Source organism: Rhodothermus marinus, from assembly GCF_009936275.1.
Taxonomy (GTDB): Bacteria; Bacteroidota; Rhodothermia; order Rhodothermales; family Rhodothermaceae; genus Rhodothermus; species Rhodothermus marinus_A.
Genome location: NZ_AP019797.1, coordinates 2,695,025 through 2,712,845, shown reverse-complemented (window position 1 = coordinate 2,712,845; position 17,821 = coordinate 2,695,025). Strand labels below are relative to the sequence as shown.

The following is a 17,821-nucleotide window of genomic DNA, read 5'->3' as shown; positions in this document are numbered from 1 at the left end:
TCGATGAAAGCCATCTTGCTGACCATCGGGGATGAGTTGCTTGCGGGCACCACGGTCAACACGAACGCGGCCTGGCTGGGTGCCGAATTGACAGCGCAAGGCGTTGCCGTGGTGCGTATCGAGGCGGTCGGCGACGATCCGGAGGCCATCTGCCGGGCCCTCCGTCTGGCACGTGCCGAGGCTGAGGTGGTGATCGTATGCGGGGGGCTGGGCCCCACGCACGACGACCGAACACGCGAGGCGTTGGCCGATTGCCTGGGGCGCCCCCTGCAGTTACGTCCGGAGCTGCTGGCACAGATCGAAGCCCACTTCAAGCGCCGGGGACGTGCCATGCCCGAGCGCAACCGGATGCAGGCGCTCGTGCCCGAGGGTTTCGAGCCGATTCCCAATCCGGTGGGTACGGCTCCGGGCCTGTGGTTGGAGGACGAAGCGGGCATCGTGGCGGTGCTGCCCGGCGTGCCGCACGAGCTGCAACGAATGATGCGCGAGGTGGTGCTGCCGCGTCTGATGCAGCGGCCCGGGCGCCCGGTGGTGCTGCACCGCACGCTGATCACGACCGGCATCGGCGAGTCGGACCTGCAGCAGCGCCTGGCCGGAGTGGAATCGCTGCTCGATGAACATACACGGCTGGCCTACCTGCCCGGACCCTACGGCGTGCGCCTGCGCCTGACCGTGGAAGCTCCGACGGCCGAAGCAGCCCGGGAGCGGCTGGCGGCGCTGGAATCGTTTATCTTGGAGCGGATCGGGGAGCGCTTCGTGGGCTTCGACGAAGAGACGCTGGAGGTCGTGGTGGGGCGATTGCTTCGGGAGCTGGGAGCTACCGTGGCCGTGGCCGAGAGCTGCACGGGCGGCCATCTGGCCGACTGCATTACCAGCGTCAGCGGCGCCTCCACGTACTTCCGGGGCGGGGTGGTGGCCTACGACAACGCGGTAAAAGTGGAAGTGCTGGGCGTTGACCCCGAGGTGCTGGCCCGCGAGGGAGCCGTCAGCGAAATCGTGGCCATTCAGATGGCGCAGGGCGTGCGCGAGCGGCTCGGTGCCCAGGTGGCACTCTCGACCACGGGAATTGCCGGACCCACCGGCGGGACCCCGGACAAACCGGTCGGTACCGTATGGATCGGCCTGGCTGATACGCACACGGCGTTTGCGCGATGCTACTACCTGCCGGACGAACGGCGACGCTTCAAGCAACGGGCAACGGCCGCCGCCCTGGATCTTTTACGCCTTCATTTGCTTCAACAAAAGGTCACGAAGACCGCTTCGCAGTACGGGTGACAGACCGGTGTCGCTCCGGTTGCAGATCTTGGCAAGTGGTCGAAATTTTTCTACTTTAACAACAACCATCTGAACAAGCGCAACAATCATGGCGACGCAGGATTCGGCAAAGGCGAAGGCACTGGAGCTGGCGGTCAAGCACATTGAAAAACAGTACGGCAAGGGCGCCATCATGCGCCTGGGCGATGCGCCGGCCATTTCGGTGGACGTGATCCCCACCGGGTCGCTGGCGCTGGACGCGGCGCTCGGTGTGGGCGGGGTGCCCCGGGGACGGATCATCGAGATCTACGGGCCGGAGTCGTCCGGTAAGACGACGCTGGCGCTGCACATCATGGCCGAGGCGCAGAAGCTGGGCGGTGCCTGCGCGTTTATCGACGCCGAGCACGCCTTCGATGCCCGCTATGCGGCCAATCTGGGCGTTGACCTGGACAACCTGCTGGTGGCGCAGCCGGACACGGGCGAGCAGGCGCTGAACATCTGCGATACGCTCGTGCGTAGCGGGGCGCTCGACGTGATCGTGGTCGACTCGGTGGCGGCGCTCGTGCCGCAGGCCGAGATTCAGGGCGACATGGGCGACAGCCACGTCGGGCTGCAGGCCCGTCTGATGAGCCAGGCGCTGCGTAAGCTCACCGGCACGATCAACCGCACGCGCACCGTACTCATCTTCATCAACCAGTTGCGCCAGAAGATCGGGGTGATGTATGGCAACCCCGAGACGACCACGGGCGGACTGGCCCTGAAGTTCTACGCCTCGGTGCGCATGGACATCCGCCGCATCGGCGCGATCAAAGAGGGCTCCGAGGTGGTGGGTAACCGTACGAAGGTGAAAATCGTCAAGAACAAGGTCGCCCCGCCGTTCCGTGAGGCCGAGTTCGACATCATCTACGGCGAGGGCATTTCGGTGCTGGGCGAGCTGGTCGATCTGGCCGTCGAATACAACATCATCCAGAAGAGCGGCTCCTGGTACGCGTACGGCGAGGAGCGTATCGGCCAGGGGCGCGAGGCGGCCAAGGCCTGGCTGAAGGAACGTCCGGAACTCCAGGAGGAGATCCGTCGCCAGGTCAAAGAGGCAATGGGTGTGCAGCCGCCGCGCAGCCGGGCCGAGATGGACGAGGTCTATCTGGAAGAATGAAGCGGCGTGGCCTGTGGTCGGGCCTGATGCTGGCCGTCCTGATCACGGCCGGCGTCCGGGCGCAGACGGCCTGCGATCGTCCGGCGCTGGAGCTGCGGTTGCTCTGCGCCGCGTACCGCTGGGATGGGCCCGTCGCTTCGGCTTACTTCGAGACGGTCGATGCCACGGCCTACCCGATGTTTGCCGGGCTGACGGCGATGGCGTGGGGCGGGGTGCTGGCGGGTCAGGTGGAGCGGCCGGCCGCCGAGCGTGTGACGCTGGCCACGGCGGCCACGACCGTGCTGGTTTTCGGGCTGAAGGCGCTGATCCGTCGCGACCGTCCGTTTGACGCCTGGGACGACATTGCGCCCCGTGGCGATCCGCCTTCGTCCCATGCGTTTCCGTCGGGGCATGCGGCGCTGGCCTTTACGCTGGCGACGGCCTGGAGCCTGGAAGTGCCCCGGGTCTATGTGGTCGTGCCGGCTTACGTCTGGGCGACCAGCGTGGCGGTCGGGCGCGTCTGGAAGGGGGTGCACTATCCCACCGATGTGCTGGCCGGAGCGGTGCTGGGGGCTGGCGTGGCCTGGACCGTACATCGAATCTGGCGCTGAAATACCGGAAAGGCCGCCCGCGAAGTCGGACGGCCTTTCCGGTAACCTCCCCCCGTGTCGTTACAGCCCGTCTCCGGTCGTTGCGGCTACGGCCTGCTTCGAGGCTGCGGCGCTTTCCTGCCGGATGCGGAAGCGTTCGATGAGCTGGCGCATCTGCTGCACGTGCTGGTTCAGCACGTTGGCCGTGGCGGCCAGCTCCGAGGTGGCCCGCGAGACTTCGTTGGCCACCGACGAAATCTCTTCGACGCTCTGCGAAATCTGACTGCTCGTAGCCGACTGCTGCTCGCTGGCCGAGGCGATCTGGTTGATCATCAGCACCATCTGATCGATGGCCTGAAGGATTTCGCCGAAGGCGTGCGAGGCCTCGTCGGCCAGTTTCAGACCGGCTTCGACTTCGGCGTTGCCTTTCGTCATCGAATCGACGACCTCATCCGTATTCTGCTGAATCCGGATGATCATCTGTTCGATTTCCTTGGTGGCGCTGGTGGTGCGCTCGGCCAGCTTGCGCACTTCGTCGGCCACCACGGCAAAGCCGCGGCCCTGCTCGCCGGCGCGGGCTGCTTCGATGGCGGCGTTCAGCGCCAGCAGGTTCGTCTGGTCCGCGATGCTGCTGATGACCTGAATGATTTCGCCGATCTGCGCACTGGACTCGCCGAGGGCTGTGACCTTCTGCGTGGAATCTTTGACGATGGAAGCAATGCGATGCATGCCCTCGGTGGTTTTGCGGAAGATCTCTTCGCCGCTGGCGGCCAGGTCCGAGGCCCGCTGCGCCATACGGTTGGCCTCGTGCGCGCTTTTCGAGGAGGAGGCGATCGTCTGCGTCATCTCCTCGATGGCCGTGGCCACTTCCATGGTCTGCTGGGCCTGGCTGCTGGCGCCGGCCGACATTTCCTCGGCCGAGGTCGAAACGTTGTGGGCGACTTCGGCCAGCGCGTTGCCGGTGGTGTAGATCTCGCGCACGAGCGCCGTCAGGTCTTCGATCATCTGGTTGATCTGGCGCATGAGGGCGCCCACCTCGTCATTGTCGGGCACCTCCAGCCGGTGGGTGAGGTCGCCCCGCGTGACGGCGGCAATGACCTGCGAGATCTGCCGGAAGCGTTCCTGCAGGCGCTGGCTGGTTTCTTCGGCCTGGCGGCGCAGCGCTTCGGCTTGACTACGGGCGGCTTCGGCGGCTTCCTGCTGCTCGCGCAGCGCCTCCATGTTGCGCTGGCTGGCCTCGACCATGGCGTTGAAGGAGGCCGCCAGCTGGCCGATTTCGTCCTGCTGTTCGATGTGGACGCGTGCGCTCAGATCGCCCCGTTCGACGGCCTGCGCGGCCTGACGCAGCTGATCGACCGGACGCACGACGGTGCGCTGGACGACCACCAGGATGATCCAGGCTACCAGCGTGATGAAAGCCGCGATCAGCATCGACAGCCAGAAGCCGGTGCGCTGCTGCGCCTGTACGGCCTCGGCGGGCACGGCCACCAGCACACGTCCGAGGTGCTGGCCGTCGCCCAGCGTGACGGGCGCCTGAGCCACCAGGATCGGAACGCCCGCCCGCGTTTCGCTCCAGCGCAGACGTGCTTCGGCCGTCGTATCGGAGGGCGGCACCGTGTCTTCCGGACGCAACGTCTCCAGATTCTGCGCGGCTACGGCACTGTCTTCCTGATTGAAGAAGGCGCCCGCGATGGCGTAGCCCGAGGCCGTCGTCTGCTCCAGCGCCTGATGGAGGCCTTCTTCATCCTGCATGAGCAGGGCCAGGCTGTTCTGGCTGGCCAGCGTCTGGGCCAGGAGATGCCCGCGCTGGGCGAACTCCTTTTTGGTTACATGAAGGCTGTACTGACCGTATATAAAGAAGGCCACAAAGGTCAGCGCTGCCAGCCCGCCCAGCAGCAATAAAAACCGCTGGCGCAGACGCATTCGGGTCAGCAGCGCCCGGAGTGAATGGGTCCGCAGCTGTTCCATGACCGATTGTCGCTTCTGGTGGAACTTGTCAGTTCATGGCCAGGAAGGCCGTGCGATCCTGGTACTTGGCCGGGATCGTGATGCCCATCGCCTCGGCCACCGCCTTGTTCACCACCAGCCGGATCCCTTCGGCATCTTTGCGCCAGGTAACGCAGGCGCCTTCTTTCAGCCAGGTCTCCGAAGGCGCAAAGACCGGCATGCCCGCCTGCGTGGCGTTTTTGATCAGGAAGCTTCGGGCCGCCGCCTGACCGAGCAGTCCCGTTTCTTCCAGCACCCAGAGCGCTTCGACCTGATGATCCCGAAGCAACGTCCGAAATTGCGGCGCTACCTCTTGCAGGCTGGCCACCTCACCCACGACCACTTTGATACCGGTGGCTGCCGAGGCGCGCTGCAATTGCGGCAACACCTCGTCGCGGTTGGCCGCGTTTTTGTCCCAGATCACGCCGATGCGGGCAATACCGGGCTTCAGTTCCTTGATCAGAAAGAGCTGCTGAATGGGCGTGACTTCCGTTTCCGTTTCAGGAAACAGGGTGAAGGCGGAGGTCAACAGCAGCGAAAGCACCGTAAACAGTCGCAGGGTATGCATGGCACTTAAACGGTTGGTTAGGGCACACGGGGGTTTCCGTCTCCCGTAGAATCGGCCGTTGCGCGGAAGACTTAAGTCAGGACCGGCGAAAAACGAACGGCGAAAAAGCAAAAAAAGCGCCCGGTCGTAAATGACCGGGCGCCTTCGTGGTAGCGGGGGCGGGATTCGAACCCGCGACCTTCGGGTTATGAGCCCGACGAGCTACCAGCTGCTCCACCCCGCGGTGTTGAGCCGAGGCCTTTAACGTGGGCAGCGCCGACGAGGTTTCCCTAAATCTCTGGGGCGAGGCCGCACGATTCGCACGACTTTCAAAGAGCGTGTTTCTAATTTCTGCCTGTACGTAGACAAGGAAAACAAAAACTGTAAAACCCATGTCGCTGCTGTATCCCTTTCGCGCGGTGCGGCCAGTGCCGGAGAAGGCCGCCGAGGTGGCCTCGCCGCCTTATGACGTGATCAGCACGGAAGAGGCCCGGCAACTGGCCGCCGGCAAGCCCTGGAGCTTTCTGCATGTGATCCGACCCGAAATCGATCTGCCGGAGGGTACCGATGAGCACGACGACGCCGTCTACGCCAAGGGTGCCGAAAACCTGCGGCGGTTTCGGGAAAGCCCTGTATTCGTGCAGGACCCGGAGCCGGCACTCTACGTCTACCGGCAGCAGATGGGCAACCACGTGCAGACCGGCGTCTTTGGCTGCGTGCCGGTAGCGGCCTACGAAGACGGACGGATCGTGCGTCACGAAAAGACCCGCCCCGACAAGGAGGCCGACCGTACCCGGCACATCCTGGAGCAGCGGGCGCACGCCGAGCCCGTCATGCTGACCTATCCGGACCAGCCGGCCATCGATGAACTGGTGGCGCTTATCACAGAGGAGGCTCCGCTCTATGATTTTGTGGCGGACGACGGCGTGCGCCATACGGTCTGGAAGGCCGAGGATCCGTCCGAGCTGCTGGAGGCGTTCCGTGCGGTGGAGCGCCTCTACGTGGCCGACGGCCATCACCGGTGTGCGGCGGCGGCCCGGGCGGCCGCCGTGCTGCGCGAGCAGGAGCCGCCACGAGAGGGGCTGGCCGAGTACGAAATCTTCCCGGCCGTGCTCTTTCCCATGAGCCAGCTTCAGATTCTGCCGTACCACCGGGTGGTGCGGCGGCTGCCCATGTCGCCGGAGGAGTTTCTGCAGGCACTGGAGGCGCGCATGAAGGTGGAACGGAACGTAGCGGATTCCACGCCACCGGCTAAAGGCACCGTCACGCTGTACCTGGACGGTAGCTGGCACCAGGTGGAGCTGCCGCCCACGCAACGTGGCACCGTGGCCGATCAGTTAGATGTGGCCCGACTCAACGAGCATATTCTGGAGCCTGTTCTGGGCATTACCGATCCGCGTACCGATCCCAATCTGGACTTTGTGGGAGGGATTCGAGGGTTGCACGCGTTGAAGGAAATGGTCGACCGCGGCGAGGCGGCGCTGGCGATTGCCATGTACCCGACCAGCATCGAAGAGCTGATAGCCGTCTCCGATGCCGGGCTGCTGATGCCGCCCAAGTCGACCTGGTTCGAGCCCAAGTTGCGCAGCGGGTTGCTCATCCACGTATTTGACTGAAAACGGAGGAAACAGCCATGCAGGTACTTCTGGCCGACAAACTGGAAAATCGCTGTCTGGAAGCGCTTCGGGAGTTGGGGCTTACCGTGCACAACCGCCCCGAGTTGAAAGAAGCGGCTTTATCGGAAGCGCTTTCTGCTTTAAATCCGGAGATTCTGGTCGTGCGCTCCACGCGCGTGACGGCCGAGATGATGGCGGCCGCGCCGGCGCTGGAACTGATCATCCGGGCCGGTGCCGGCTACGATACGATCGACGTGGGCGCGGCCTCCGATCGCGGGATCTTCGTAGCCAACTGCCCCGGCAAGAACGCGGTGGCCGTGGCCGAACTCACCTTCGGACTGATCCTGGCCCTGGATCGCTTCATTCCGGAAAACGTGCTGGACGCCCGCGAGTGCCGCTGGAACAAGGCCGCCTACAGCAAAGGACGAGGGCTCAAGGGCCGGACGCTGGGCGTGATCGGGCTGGGGCATATCGGCCGTGAGGTCGTTCGCCGCGCCCATGCCTTCGAAATGCCCGTGGTGGCCTGGAGCCGCTCGCTGACCGACGAGCTGGCCCGTGAGCTGGGCGTCGTCCGCAAAAACAGCCCGCTGGAGGTGGCGGCCGAGGCCGACATCGTGACGATGCACCTGGCCGCCGCGCCGGAGACGCGGCATCTGGCCAACCGGGCCTTCTTCGAGGCCATGAAGCCGGGCGCCTACTTCATCAACACCAGTCGGAGTTCGCTGGTCGACGAAGAAGCCCTGGCGTGGGCCCTGGAGCATCGTGGCATCCGGGCCGCGCTCGACGTGATGGAAGGCGAGCCCGCCGCCAAGTCGGGTTCGTTTGCGCATCCGCTGGCCGGTCATCCGCAGGTGTACTTCACACATCACATCGGCGCTTCGACGCAGCAGGCGCAGGAAGCGATCGCCGACGAGGTCGTTCGTATCATCAAGACCTATCTGGAAACGGGCCACGCACCCAACTGCGTCAATCTCGAAGTGCATTCGCCGGCCACGCACCTGCTGACCGTGCGTCACCTGGACAAGGTCGGCGTGCTGGCTTCGGTGCTCGACGAGGTGCGCCGCGCCAACTGGAACGTGCAGGAAATGGAAAATCTGATCTTTGCCGGTGCGCGGGCGGCCTGCGCGCGCATCCGGTTCGACGGACGTCCCGACGAGGCCGTCGTGCAGCGCATTGCGGCACTCCCGGACGTCCTGGCCGTTTCACTGATCCCCCTGGAAACCACAAAACCGGAGTGACAACCATGACGCAGCCTGAAGCCCTTCAGACCCCGGTCTATCGCACGGCAAGCGGTCGGGTCTACAACTTCTCGGCCGGCCCGGCCGTGCTGCCCGAGCCCGTTCTGCTGGAAGTCAAAGAGGAACTGCCCATTTACCGTAATCTGGGCACCTCCATTCTGGAGATCAGCCATCGCTCGCCCGAGTACGCGGAGATCGACGCCTCGGCCAAGGCATTGCTGCGCAAGCTACTGGGGCTGGGCGAGGAGTGGCACGTGCTCTTTCTGCAGGGCGGCGCTTCGCTGCAGTTTCACCAGGTGCCGCTGAACTTCCTGCCAAAAGACGGGTCGGCCGACTACCTGATTACCGGCTCCTGGGCCAAAAAAGCCTACAAAGAGGCCAAATTCCTGGGCAATGCCCGGGTGGCCGCCAGCAGCGAAGACCGCAACTTCAGCTACATTCCGGATCCGTCCACCTGGGATCTGGATCCGAAGGCGGCCTACCTGCACTTCACCTCAAACAATACGATCTATGGCACGCAGTTTCAGACGGAACCTGAAGCCGAAGTGCCGCTGGTGTGCGACGCTTCGAGCGACTTTCTGAGCCGGCGCATCACGCCGGAGCGCTACGGGTTGATCTACGCCGGTGCGCAGAAAAACGTGGGACCGGCGGGCGTGACCGTGGTGCTTATTCGCGACGATTTCCTGCAGCGACGTAACCAGCCACTGCCCACCATGCTCGACTACGGCACGCACGCCGGCAAAATCTTTAACACGCCGCCGGTCTTTGCCGTCTATATCGTCGAGAAAGTGCTGCGCTGGCTGGAAGGGCTGGGCGGGCTGCCGGCCATCGAGGCCATCAACGACCGCAAGGCGGCCTTGCTCTACGAACGCATCGATCGGACCGACTTCTATCGTGGGACGGCCGAACCGGGCGCGCGCTCGAAGATGAACGTGACGTTCCGGCTGCCCACTGAAGAACTGGAACAGCGTTTTGTAGCAGAAGCCAAACAGGCCGGTCTCATCGGACTGAAGGGCCATCGCTCGGTGGGTGGATTGCGGGCCTCGATTTACAACGCCTGTCCGATCGAGGCCGTCGAAGCACTCGTATCGTTCATGGACTATTTTGAGCAAAGATACGGTTGATTTTGTGTGATACATTCATCAACCGTCGAAAAGGCATTGCCGCACGCCTTTTTTCGGTGTTTATTACAACGATCCGAAAAAGGCGTGCGGCCTTCTGTTTTCGGTCATAAATTTTTAACCAACCAGCCGTCCGACATCTTATGGCTTTGCAGATTGGCGTTCCGGCCGAAACGGCCACCGGTGAACGGCGGGTCGCGCTGGTGCCCGATGTCGTAAAGCGCCTCACGCAGCAGGGAATGAGCGTGCGGGTGGAGAAAGGAGCGGGGACCGGCGCGTTCATTACCGACGCGGAATTCGAAGCAGCCGGAGCCCAGATCGTGACCCGGGAGGAAGCCTGGGCGTCCGATCTGGTGGTGCACGTGCAGCCGCCCTCGGAAGCGGAGATCGCGCTGTTGCGTTCGGGCAGCGTGTACATCGGGTTTCTGAGCCCGCTCGATCACCCGGAGATCGTTGAAAAACTGGCCCGGCAGGGGGTAACGGCGCTGGCCATGGAACTGGTGCCGCGCATTTCGCGGGCGCAGAAGATGGACGCGCTCTCGGCGATGGCAGCCGTGGCCGGCTACAAAGCGGTGCTCATTGCGGCCAACCTGCTGCCCAAGTTCTTCCCGCTGCTGACCACGGCGGCCGGAACGGTGCGGCCGGCCAGTGTGCTCGTGCTGGGGGCCGGGGTGGCCGGCCTGCAGGCCATCGCCACGGCGCGGCGGCTGGGCGCGCGTGTGTCGGCCTACGACATCCGCGACGCCGTCAAGGAGGAAGTGCAGAGCCTGGGCGCCACATTTCTGGAGTTGCCCTTCGAAGTGCCTGATGCCCAGGACGTGTCAGGTTATGCGAAGGCGCTGGCCGAGGAAAAGCAGCGGCAGCAGGCGCAGTTGCTGGTGCCGCACATCGGGCGCTCGGACGTGGTGATTTCCACGGCGCAGGTGCCGGGCCGCCGGGCGCCGGTACTGATCACCGAGGAGGCGGTGGCGGCCATGCAGCCCGGTACGGTCATCATCGACCTGGCGGCGCCCAGCGGAGGCAACTGTGTGCTGACAAAGCCCGGAGAAACCGTCGTGCACAACGGCGTGCAGATCGTCGGTCCGCTGAACCTGCCCGCCGAAATGCCGGTACATGCCAGCCAGATGTACGCGCGGACGTTGCTGGCCATGATCCAGAAATTTACCACACCCGAAGGCTTCAAGCCCGACTTTGAAGACGAGATTTTCAAAGGAGCCTGCGTAACCTACAACGGCGAGGTGGTCAACGAGCGCGTGCGGGCGCTGCTGGCCGCCTGAAGCGGGGTTTTACAACGGAGTCAAAACACGACAACAGCCATGCTGGACAATCTGATCATTTTCGTACTGGCCGCCTTTGTGGGGTTCGAAGTCATCAGCAAGGTGCCGCAGACGCTGCACACGCCGCTCATGTCTGGCTCGAACGCCATCAGCGGCATCACGATCGTCGGGGCGCTGGTGGTGGCCGGTATGGTGGGCGGCACCTGGTCGAAATGGCTGGGCTTTGTTGCGCTGATCGCCGCGACGATCAACGTGGTGGGCGGCTTTCTGGTGACCGACCGGATGTTGCAGATGTTCAAGGCGCGCGAGCAGCGAGCGCCCGCTCAGGCGGAGAAGGCCGAAGCGGCCACGGTTTCCTGAACGGATCCTGAAGACTGCGATCGACCGGAGCACCCATGAAGACCACACTGATCGACCTGACGTATCTGATCGCGGCGGCCCTGTTCATCTTCGGGCTCAAGCGGCTGCAGTCGCCCCAAACGGCCCGCACTGGCAATCAGCTGGCCGCTTTTGGCATGTTGCTGGCCGTCGTGGCGACGTTGTTTCTGCACAAAATTGTAACACCCGTCGAGATGATCGCCGGGCTGGTCATTGGCGGTGCGATCGGAGCCGTGCTGGCCCGGCGCGTCGAGATGACGGCCATGCCCGAGCTGGTGGCCGCCTTCAACGGGTTCGGCGGACTGGCCTCGGCGCTGGTGGCCACGGCCGAAGTGGCCCGCTACCTGATCCCCGAAAATTCTGGCATGGCGCTGGCCGCGCTGCTACCGGCCGTGGAGCAGGTGCCTTTCGACGTGGTGCAGGCCATTACGATCGTGCTCAGCGTGCTGATCGGTCTGGTTACCTTCTCCGGGAGCTTCGTGGCCTTCGGCAAGCTGGGCGGCTACATCACGGGCAATCCGGTCATCTTTCCGGGCATGCGACTGCTGACGCTACTGGTGGCGCTGGGCAGCCTGGTGTCGATGGGCTTTGTGGTGGCGGGGGCCGACGCCTTCCCGACGGTCGCCGATCCGGTCGTGTGGGGCGTCGTGGCGCTCTCCGGGCTGGCTCTTGTGCTGGGCGTGCTGCTGGTGATCCCGATCGGCGGTGCCGACATGCCCGTCGTCGTCTCGCTGCTCAACTCCTACTCGGGGCTGGCCGCGGCGGCCACCGGCTTCGTGCTGGACAACACGGCGCTGATCGTCAGCGGGGCGCTGGTGGGCGCTTCCGGGTTGATCCTGACCCGGATCATGTGCGAGGCCATGAACCGTTCGCTGCTGAATGTGCTGCTGGGCGGCTTCGGCGGCGAGGCGGGGGACGGTGCCGCAGTGGCATCGGCCGAAGGCAAGACCGTCCACGAAGCAACCCTCGAAGACGCCGCCATCCTGCTGGCCTATGCCAACAAGGTGATCATCGTACCCGGCTACGGGATGGCCGTGGCCCAGGCGCAGCACCAGGTGCGCGAGCTGGCCGACCTGCTGCAGGAACGGGGCGTGGAGGTCAAGTATGCCATTCACCCCGTCGCCGGTCGCATGCCCGGACACATGAACGTGCTGCTGGCCGAGGCCAACGTGCCCTACGACCAGCTCTACGAAATGGACGAGATCAACGACGAGTTCGCCACGGCCGACGTGGCGCTGGTCATCGGTGCCAACGACGTGGTGAACCCGGCCGCCCGCTACGACAGAAACAGCCCGATCTACGGCATGCCGATCCTGAACGTCGATCAGGCCAAGACCGTGCTCGTGCTCAAGCGCAGCCTGCGGCCGGGCTACTCGGGCATCGAGAACGAACTGTTCTACCTGCCCAACACGCGCATGCTCTTTGGCGATGCCAAGGAGTCGCTGATTAAGTTGATCAACGAAATCAAAAACCTGTAGGCAGATTCTCGACTGGAGATAAAACAAAAAGGCCGGGCCTGCAAGCCCGGCCTTTTTGTGTTCACGGCAGACCTCTGTCACAGCCCAGCTTCAGCCGCCGGGGCATCAATCAATTCGGTTATCCACCAGGTGGGCAGCGCGAAGGCAGCCCGGTGCACGTCGGGATTGTAGTAGCGACCCGTTAGCAGGCGCTGGGGCTCGCGCACGGAATGGCCATCCTTGGTGCAGGCTACGAAGGCCATTTGCGCCCCCACGTAGGTGAAGATCGTGGCCTGATAGACTTCGACGCGGGGGAACACCTGCCGCAGGCGGGCTACGCCATCCCGCACGACCGGGCCGTCAAACAACGGCATGCACAGGTGACGGGCAAACACGCCGCCCGGCTTCAGACAGGCCCAGGCGTTGCGGATGAATTCCGGCGTGAAGAGCACCTCGCCCGGGCCGACCGGATCGGTGGAGTCCACCAGAATGGCATCGAACGGCCGCTGGCGTGCGGCTTCCTCGGCCACGTACTGCGCCGCGTCGCCGATGATCAGCGTAACCCGCGGATCGTCGTAGTTGCCGTTGAAGCCCAGGTATTCCTTGCAACGCTCGATGACCACCTGGTCGATTTCTACCATGACGACGCGCCGGATCCAGTCGTGACGCAGCACCTCGCGCAGTGTGCCGCCGTCGCCTCCGCCGATGATCAACACCGAAGCGTCGTTCATGCTGGCCGGCAACGCACCCAGCAGCGGGACGTGCGTGAGCATTTCATGATAGATGAACTCATCGCCCTGCGTGGTCTGCAGATTGCCGTCCAGCACCAGCACGCGCCCGAAGAAGGGGTGCTCATAGATTTCCAGTAGCTGATAGGGCGTCTGCTCTCGATGGAGCAGCCGCATGCGAAGGCCCAGCGTTATATCGTCCGTACCTGTTTCGTACCACCAGATTGGCTCGTTCTCCGAAGCAACTCCAAATTCTGCCATCCCTGTTACATGTTGCGTCACATAAGCAGAAACCGCATAGCCTACCGCTGCATAAGCCTTCGGGTTTCTGCCAGTGGAACCTTTTCCGCGGGATTGAACATTCGAGCCACCAAAAACGAAGAGCTATGGCCGAGCAGCAGGTTCTGGACGTGCCTGCCATCCGGGAGCGACTGGCCTGGATTCAGGAGCGGATCGAACGCGCCTGCCGGCGGGCCGGACGCAGCCCCGACGAGGTGACGCTCATCGGCGTGACCAAGACGTTTCCCGTTTCGGTCGTACAGGCTGCCTACGAAGCTGGATTGCGTCACTTCGGCGAAAACCGGGTGCAGGAGCTGGTGGCCAAGGCGGCCGTGCTGCCCGGACGCATCGAAGGAGGCGACGTTACCTGGCACATGATCGGCCACCTGCAGCGCAACAAGGCAAAAGACGTGGTGGCCCATGCCGACTGGCTGCACAGCCTGGACAATCTGCGGCTGGCCGAAACGCTGGAACGCCGGGCGGCCATGGCCGATCGCGTGCTGCCGTGCTTCGTGGAGGTGAACGTCTCGGGCGAACCGACCAAATTCGGACTCGAACCCGACGCCGTCCATGACTTTCTGGACGCGCTGGCGCCTTTCGAGCATCTGGAAATCGTGGGACTCATGACGCTGGCGGCTCCCGCCGAAGATCCGGAAACGGTGCGCCCCCAGTTTCGATTGCTGCGCCGGCTGGCCGAAACCTACAACCGCCACAACAACCCGCGCGTGCAGCTGCGCTACCTGTCGATGGGCATGAGCGGCGACTTCGAGGTGGCCATTGAAGAAGGAGCCACCCATGTGCGGATCGGAAGTGCGCTGTTCGGACCACGCCTGGAGCCATGAGGTGCGAAATGGTGCTTTTTTTCCTATCTTTGACTGAACGCTGACGCATCCGGTATGCCCTCATGAAACTCACGCCGCTGGACATCCGCAAGCAGGAATTTACGCGCGCTTTTCGTGGCTACGAAGTAGAAGAAGTACAGGCGTTTCTGCAGACCGTCTCGGAGCAGTGGCAGCAGCTGCTGGATGAACAGCGCCGGCAGGCCGAACGCATCCGCGAGCTGGAAGAAAAGCTGGAACACTACCGGCGGATCGAAGAAGCGCTGCAGCAGGCGCTGGAGACGGCCCGCGAGAACGCCCGCCAGACGATAGAGCAGGCCGAGCGAAAAGCACGGCTTATTCTGGAAGAAGCCCGGACCCGGGCCGAAGAGATCCGCTGGCAGGCCGAGCAGGAGCGCCGCCAGTTGCAGCAGCGCATCGCCGAGCTGGTGGAGCGGCGCGACGAACTGATAGCCCGGCTGCGCGCCTTCCTGCGGGCGGAAATGGAGGTGCTGACCAAATTCGAAGAACGGGCACAGGCCGCGGAGTCGGAAGCACCGGCCGTTTCCGAGTCCGTTTCGGTGTCGGCGCCCGCCGAGGTGCAACCCGAAGCTCCCGTCGAGCCGGAGCCTTCAGCCGCTCCGGAGATGTCTGCAGTGGCGCCTGAAGAGGGCACACCGCAGGAAGCAGTGCAGGACATGGAAAGCGAGCCGGAGCCTGAAGCGCCGCCCATGGTGCCGCGCTTCACCACGTTTCAGTCGGAACCCGAAGCGATGGAAACGGAGCCGACCGCGTCTGAAACTGCTGTTCCTCCGGAACCACCGGAGCCGTCCACGCCGTCGGAGCCCCCCATTGAGCGTAAGGGGTGGACGGTGCGGAGCATTGTGGGCACGCCGCCGGCTTCACAGACGCCGGTCGAACCACAGGAGAGTCCACCAAAGGCTGAGCAGACGAACGAGGAATTTGAAAAAATCCGTCGTATCCTGAGAGACCTGGACTGAAAGAAAAGCCATGCAGGAGTCGCTGTTCGACATCGAAACGTACCGCCGTCAGGTCGAAGAGGCGGCCGTCTACATCCGTGAGCGCACGCAACTGCGGCCGCGGCTGGGTATCATCCTGGGAACCGGGCTGGGTGAGCTGGCCCGCGAGATCGAAGCCGAAACCACGCTTTCCTACGACAACATCCCGCACTTTCCGCTCTCGACGGTCGAGTCGCACCACGGTCGGCTGATCGTCGGCCACCTGAGCGGCGTTCCGGTCTATGCCCTGCAGGGACGCTTTCACCTGTACGAAGGGTACACGCCCCGTCAGGTCACCTTTCCGGTGCGCGTGCTGGCCACGCTGGGCATCGATACACTCTTCATTTCGAATGCGGCCGGCGGCATGAACCCGCTGTTTCGTCGGGGCGACCTGATGCTGATCACCGACCACATCAACTTGCAGGGCCAGAATCCGCTGGTCGGCCCCAACGTCGACGAATGGGGCCCGCGCTTCCCCGACATGAGCGAGCCCTACGATCCGGAATTGCGCCGGCTGGCCGAAGAAAAGGCGCTGGAACTGGGCATCAAGCTGCAGCAGGGCGTGTACGTGGCCGTGCTGGGGCCGAACCTGGAGACGAAGGCGGAATACCGGTTCCTGCGGCTCATCGGCGCCGACGCCGTGGGCATGAGCACGGTGCCCGAGGTGATCGTGGCCCGGCACATGAATCTGCGCGTGATGGCCATCTCGGTCATCACGGACGAATGCTTCCCGGACGCGCTCGAGCCCCTGTCGCTCGAAGCGGTGCTGGCCGCCGCCGCCGAGGCCGAACCCCGTCTGACCCGGCTGATGAAAGCCGTGGTGGAAGCCGTAGGCCAGCAGGCGGCCGCCCCTTCAACCTGAAGTATCGCCGTGTCCGATGCTGCCGTGGGAGGGTGAAATCTGGGACGAGGAGCGCTGGGAAGCCTACCTGAAGGCGCGGCGACGTCAGATCGACCGCCTGCTGGAAGATTATTTCATGTTTACCCGCTACGATCCCTACCCCGAAGGTGCGTCTTCCGATCAGGTGCGTGCCTGGAAGACGCGCCTTCGGGCTTTTCTGGAAGAACGTGGCTGGAGCGCCGAGGCCATCGACGGGCTGCTGCGGGCCCGCGAAGAACGCTTCTTTTTCGAAGGAGAAGCCTTCTCCGGGGAAGAGGAGGAGACGTTGCTGCCCGAAGCAGAAGCCTGCCGGACGTTGATGGCCCGGGCGCGTCAGCTGGCCGAAGCCGTGCAGGAATGGGCCAACCGGCTGCCCGGCACGCACAAAACCAGTGCACTGGTACACTTCTGCGCCAGCCTGGCCCAGATTCCGCTGGAACTGGCCGAAGGACACCTGCTGGGCTACGAACGCGAAACGCTCGGCGGCAACATCGTGTGCGCACGCCACGCGCTGAATACGGCCAACCGGGCGCTGGAGGCGCTCGCTGAACTGCGCACGGCGCCTTACATGACGACCGAGCGATACCACAGGCTCTACGAAGACGTCTACGAACTGCGTAACGCGCTGGCCCTGCACGTGCAACGCCTGCGCGCCCGCTTTCAGGTGGGGCTGGACTGATCCACCGGGAGCGGCGCCGTCTCCGGCTGCCAGCCCAGCCGCAGCGACAGATCCCGGGTGGTCTCCAGCACGACCGGAGCCAGTTCGGCCAGGCGACGCTCCGGAAGCCGCACGGCCGGCGCCGACAGGCTGAGCGCGGCCACCACACGACCCGTCGCGTCGCGCACCGGTGCGGCCAGACAGCGCACGCCGATCTCTCGCTCTTCCCGGTCAACCGCGTAACCCAGCCGGCGCACCCGCTCCAGTTCCTGCAGCACGGCATCCACCCGGGTCAGCGTGTGTGGCGTAAAGGCCGCCAGCGGTTCGGGTCCCAGCAACTGCCGCACCTCTTCTTCCGAACGCCAGGCCAGCAACACCTTCCCGACGCCCGTGCAGTGCAACGGCACGCGGGCACCCAACTGCGTGAACATGCGCAGCATCTGACGGCTTTCGACCTGCTGAATGTAAACGGCCTCGGCCCCGTCGAGCACCGCCAGGTTGACCGTCTCGTTGACGCGGGCCACCAGCCGCTGCATGGCCTCCAGCGCCAGCGACGAAAGGCTGTTCGGATGACAGAAAGCCTGGCCGATCTGGTAGGCCCGTAGTCCGATGCGCCAGAGGCCGGAGAGCTCGTCCCAGTCGACAAAGTGCCGCCGCCGCAACGTCTCCAGTAGCCGATAGGTGGTGCTCGGCGTCAGTTCGGTGCGTCGCGCCAGTTCGGACAGCGAGAGCGCTTCGCCGCTGCCCAGCTCTTCGAGCAGGCGCAGCCCGCGTTCCAGCGCCCGCACCCCGGTCGGCTCACCGGTGCGGGCACGTCCGGGTTTTCGCGTGGCCATGATCGAT

At 64.3% G+C, this 17,821-nt stretch carries 17 protein-coding genes and 1 tRNA gene; 13 read left to right on the top strand and 5 right to left on the bottom strand.

Going from position 1 to position 17,821, the window contains the following annotated elements; translation table 11 throughout:
• The first annotated feature begins 3 nt into the window (after positions 1-3).
• The 3 genes from GYH26_RS11780 (at position 4) to GYH26_RS11770 (ending at position 2,997) form a co-directional block, all read left to right on the top strand.
• A complete protein-coding gene (locus GYH26_RS11780) occupies positions 4-1,275 on the top strand; it encodes a competence/damage-inducible protein A (RefSeq protein ID WP_161541816.1) in 1,272 nt (423 codons plus the stop codon).
• Between the two features lie 88 nt (positions 1,276-1,363).
• Positions 1,364-2,407, top strand: coding sequence for a recombinase RecA (recA, locus tag GYH26_RS11775; protein WP_161541815.1), 1,044 nt, complete (start codon positions 1,364-1,366; stop codon positions 2,405-2,407).
• The gene (locus tag GYH26_RS11770; RefSeq protein WP_161541814.1) at positions 2,404-2,997 is read left to right on the top strand and encodes a phosphatase PAP2 family protein; all 594 of its coding nucleotides are present in this window, start codon (positions 2,404-2,406) and stop codon (positions 2,995-2,997) included. The genes recA and GYH26_RS11770 overlap by 4 nt, the downstream gene beginning before the upstream one ends.
• A gap of 60 nt (positions 2,998-3,057) precedes the next feature.
• On the opposite strand, the gene GYH26_RS11765 is transcribed toward GYH26_RS11770, so the two are convergent.
• The 3 genes from GYH26_RS11765 to GYH26_RS11755 all read right to left on the bottom strand — a co-directional run bounded on the left by GYH26_RS11765 (position 3,058) and on the right by GYH26_RS11755 (position 5,753).
• On the bottom strand, positions 3,058-4,944 hold the full coding sequence (locus GYH26_RS11765) for a methyl-accepting chemotaxis protein (protein ID WP_161541813.1): 1,887 nt from the start codon (positions 4,942-4,944) through the stop codon (positions 3,058-3,060).
• Positions 4,945-4,972: 28 nt separating this feature from the next.
• Positions 4,973-5,530 carry an ABC transporter substrate binding protein gene (locus tag GYH26_RS11760; protein WP_161541812.1) on the bottom strand — a complete coding sequence of 186 codons (558 nt, stop codon included), beginning with the start codon at positions 5,528-5,530 and terminating at the stop codon, positions 4,973-4,975.
• Positions 5,531-5,677: 147 nt separating this feature from the next.
• Positions 5,678-5,753: transfer RNA gene (locus tag GYH26_RS11755), tRNA-Met, on the bottom strand.
• A 148-nt stretch (positions 5,754-5,901) separates the two neighbouring features.
• Between GYH26_RS11755 and GYH26_RS11750 the strand changes: the two genes are divergently transcribed.
• From GYH26_RS11750 to GYH26_RS11725, 6 genes are all read left to right on the top strand, one after another.
• Positions 5,902-7,125, top strand: a complete 1,224-nt coding sequence (locus GYH26_RS11750; RefSeq protein ID WP_161541811.1) for a DUF1015 domain-containing protein — start codon at positions 5,902-5,904, stop codon at positions 7,123-7,125.
• 17 nt (positions 7,126-7,142) lie between these two features.
• Complete coding sequence (locus GYH26_RS11745; protein WP_161541810.1) at positions 7,143-8,363, top strand: 3-phosphoglycerate dehydrogenase family protein; 1,221 nt, start codon at positions 7,143-7,145, stop codon at positions 8,361-8,363.
• 5 nt (positions 8,364-8,368) lie between these two features.
• Positions 8,369-9,487, top strand: coding sequence for a 3-phosphoserine/phosphohydroxythreonine transaminase (gene serC, locus GYH26_RS11740; RefSeq protein ID WP_161541809.1), 1,119 nt, complete (start codon positions 8,369-8,371; stop codon positions 9,485-9,487).
• Between the two features lie 140 nt (positions 9,488-9,627).
• Positions 9,628-10,761: a Re/Si-specific NAD(P)(+) transhydrogenase subunit alpha gene (locus tag GYH26_RS11735; RefSeq protein ID WP_161541808.1), complete on the top strand. Its 1,134-nt coding sequence runs from the start codon at positions 9,628-9,630 to the stop codon at positions 10,759-10,761.
• Positions 10,762-10,800: 39 nt separating this feature from the next.
• Positions 10,801-11,121, top strand: coding sequence for an NAD(P) transhydrogenase subunit alpha (locus GYH26_RS11730; protein ID WP_014066361.1), 321 nt, complete (start codon positions 10,801-10,803; stop codon positions 11,119-11,121).
• Between the two features lie 35 nt (positions 11,122-11,156).
• Positions 11,157-12,617 (top strand): NAD(P)(+) transhydrogenase (Re/Si-specific) subunit beta, encoded by a 1,461-nt coding sequence (locus GYH26_RS11725; RefSeq protein WP_161541807.1) that lies wholly within the window; start codon positions 11,157-11,159, stop codon positions 12,615-12,617.
• 77 nt (positions 12,618-12,694) lie between these two features.
• Here the strand turns inward: GYH26_RS11725 and speE are convergent, their stop codons facing one another.
• A complete protein-coding gene (gene speE, locus GYH26_RS11720; protein ID WP_161541806.1) occupies positions 12,695-13,585 on the bottom strand; it encodes a polyamine aminopropyltransferase in 891 nt (296 codons plus the stop codon).
• Between the two features lie 125 nt (positions 13,586-13,710).
• On the opposite strand from speE, the gene GYH26_RS11715 reads away from it, so the two are divergent.
• The 4 genes from GYH26_RS11715 (at position 13,711) to GYH26_RS11700 (ending at position 16,999) form a co-directional block, all read left to right on the top strand.
• Complete coding sequence (locus GYH26_RS11715; RefSeq protein ID WP_161541805.1) at positions 13,711-14,445, top strand: YggS family pyridoxal phosphate-dependent enzyme; 735 nt, start codon at positions 13,711-13,713, stop codon at positions 14,443-14,445.
• A 62-nt stretch (positions 14,446-14,507) separates the two neighbouring features.
• A complete protein-coding gene (locus tag GYH26_RS11710) occupies positions 14,508-15,422 on the top strand; it encodes a DivIVA domain-containing protein (RefSeq protein ID WP_161541804.1) in 915 nt (304 codons plus the stop codon).
• Between the two features lie 10 nt (positions 15,423-15,432).
• Entirely contained in the window at positions 15,433-16,302 is an 870-nt protein-coding gene (locus GYH26_RS11705; RefSeq protein WP_161541803.1) for a purine-nucleoside phosphorylase, read from the top strand.
• A gap of 16 nt (positions 16,303-16,318) precedes the next feature.
• A complete protein-coding gene (locus GYH26_RS11700; protein WP_161541802.1) occupies positions 16,319-16,999 on the top strand; it encodes a hypothetical protein in 681 nt (226 codons plus the stop codon).
• Here GYH26_RS11700 and GYH26_RS11695 read toward each other — a convergent pair.
• Positions 16,981-17,814, bottom strand: a complete 834-nt coding sequence (locus GYH26_RS11695) for an IclR family transcriptional regulator (protein WP_161541801.1) — start codon at positions 17,812-17,814, stop codon at positions 16,981-16,983. The genes GYH26_RS11700 and GYH26_RS11695 overlap by 19 nt on opposite strands.
• Positions 17,815-17,821: the final 7 nt, after the last annotated feature.

Excerpts from the sequence above, each read along its gene's own strand:
- GYH26_RS11730 (WP_014066361.1), top strand. The coding sequence starts at position 10,801 with ATGCTGGACAATCTGATCATTTTCGTACTGGCCGCCTTTGTGGGGTTC.
- GYH26_RS11735 (WP_161541808.1), top strand. The coding sequence starts at position 9,628 with ATGGCTTTGCAGATTGGCGTTCCGGCCGAAACGGCCACCGGTGAACGG.
- recA (WP_161541815.1), top strand. The coding sequence starts at position 1,364 with ATGGCGACGCAGGATTCGGCAAAGGCGAAGGCACTGGAGCTGGCGGTC.
- GYH26_RS11760 (WP_161541812.1), bottom strand. The coding sequence starts at position 5,530 with ATGCATACCCTGCGACTGTTTACGGTGCTTTCGCTGCTGTTGACCTCC.
- GYH26_RS11725 (WP_161541807.1), top strand. The coding sequence starts at position 11,157 with ATGAAGACCACACTGATCGACCTGACGTATCTGATCGCGGCGGCCCTG.
- GYH26_RS11695 (WP_161541801.1), bottom strand. The coding sequence starts at position 17,814 with ATGGCCACGCGAAAACCCGGACGTGCCCGCACCGGTGAGCCGACCGGG.
- GYH26_RS11705 (WP_161541803.1), top strand. The coding sequence starts at position 15,433 with ATGCAGGAGTCGCTGTTCGACATCGAAACGTACCGCCGTCAGGTCGAA.
- GYH26_RS11750 (WP_161541811.1), top strand. The coding sequence starts at position 5,902 with ATGTCGCTGCTGTATCCCTTTCGCGCGGTGCGGCCAGTGCCGGAGAAG.
- GYH26_RS11745 (WP_161541810.1), top strand. The coding sequence starts at position 7,143 with ATGCAGGTACTTCTGGCCGACAAACTGGAAAATCGCTGTCTGGAAGCG.
- GYH26_RS11770 (WP_161541814.1), top strand. The coding sequence starts at position 2,404 with ATGAAGCGGCGTGGCCTGTGGTCGGGCCTGATGCTGGCCGTCCTGATC.
- serC (WP_161541809.1), top strand. The coding sequence starts at position 8,369 with ATGACGCAGCCTGAAGCCCTTCAGACCCCGGTCTATCGCACGGCAAGC.
- GYH26_RS11765 (WP_161541813.1), bottom strand. The coding sequence starts at position 4,944 with ATGGAACAGCTGCGGACCCATTCACTCCGGGCGCTGCTGACCCGAATG.
- GYH26_RS11715 (WP_161541805.1), top strand. The coding sequence starts at position 13,711 with ATGGCCGAGCAGCAGGTTCTGGACGTGCCTGCCATCCGGGAGCGACTG.
- speE (WP_161541806.1), bottom strand. The coding sequence starts at position 13,585 with ATGGCAGAATTTGGAGTTGCTTCGGAGAACGAGCCAATCTGGTGGTAC.
- GYH26_RS11710 (WP_161541804.1), top strand. The coding sequence starts at position 14,508 with ATGAAACTCACGCCGCTGGACATCCGCAAGCAGGAATTTACGCGCGCT.
- GYH26_RS11700 (WP_161541802.1), top strand. The coding sequence starts at position 16,319 with ATGCTGCCGTGGGAGGGTGAAATCTGGGACGAGGAGCGCTGGGAAGCC.
- GYH26_RS11780 (WP_161541816.1), top strand. The coding sequence starts at position 4 with ATGAAAGCCATCTTGCTGACCATCGGGGATGAGTTGCTTGCGGGCACC.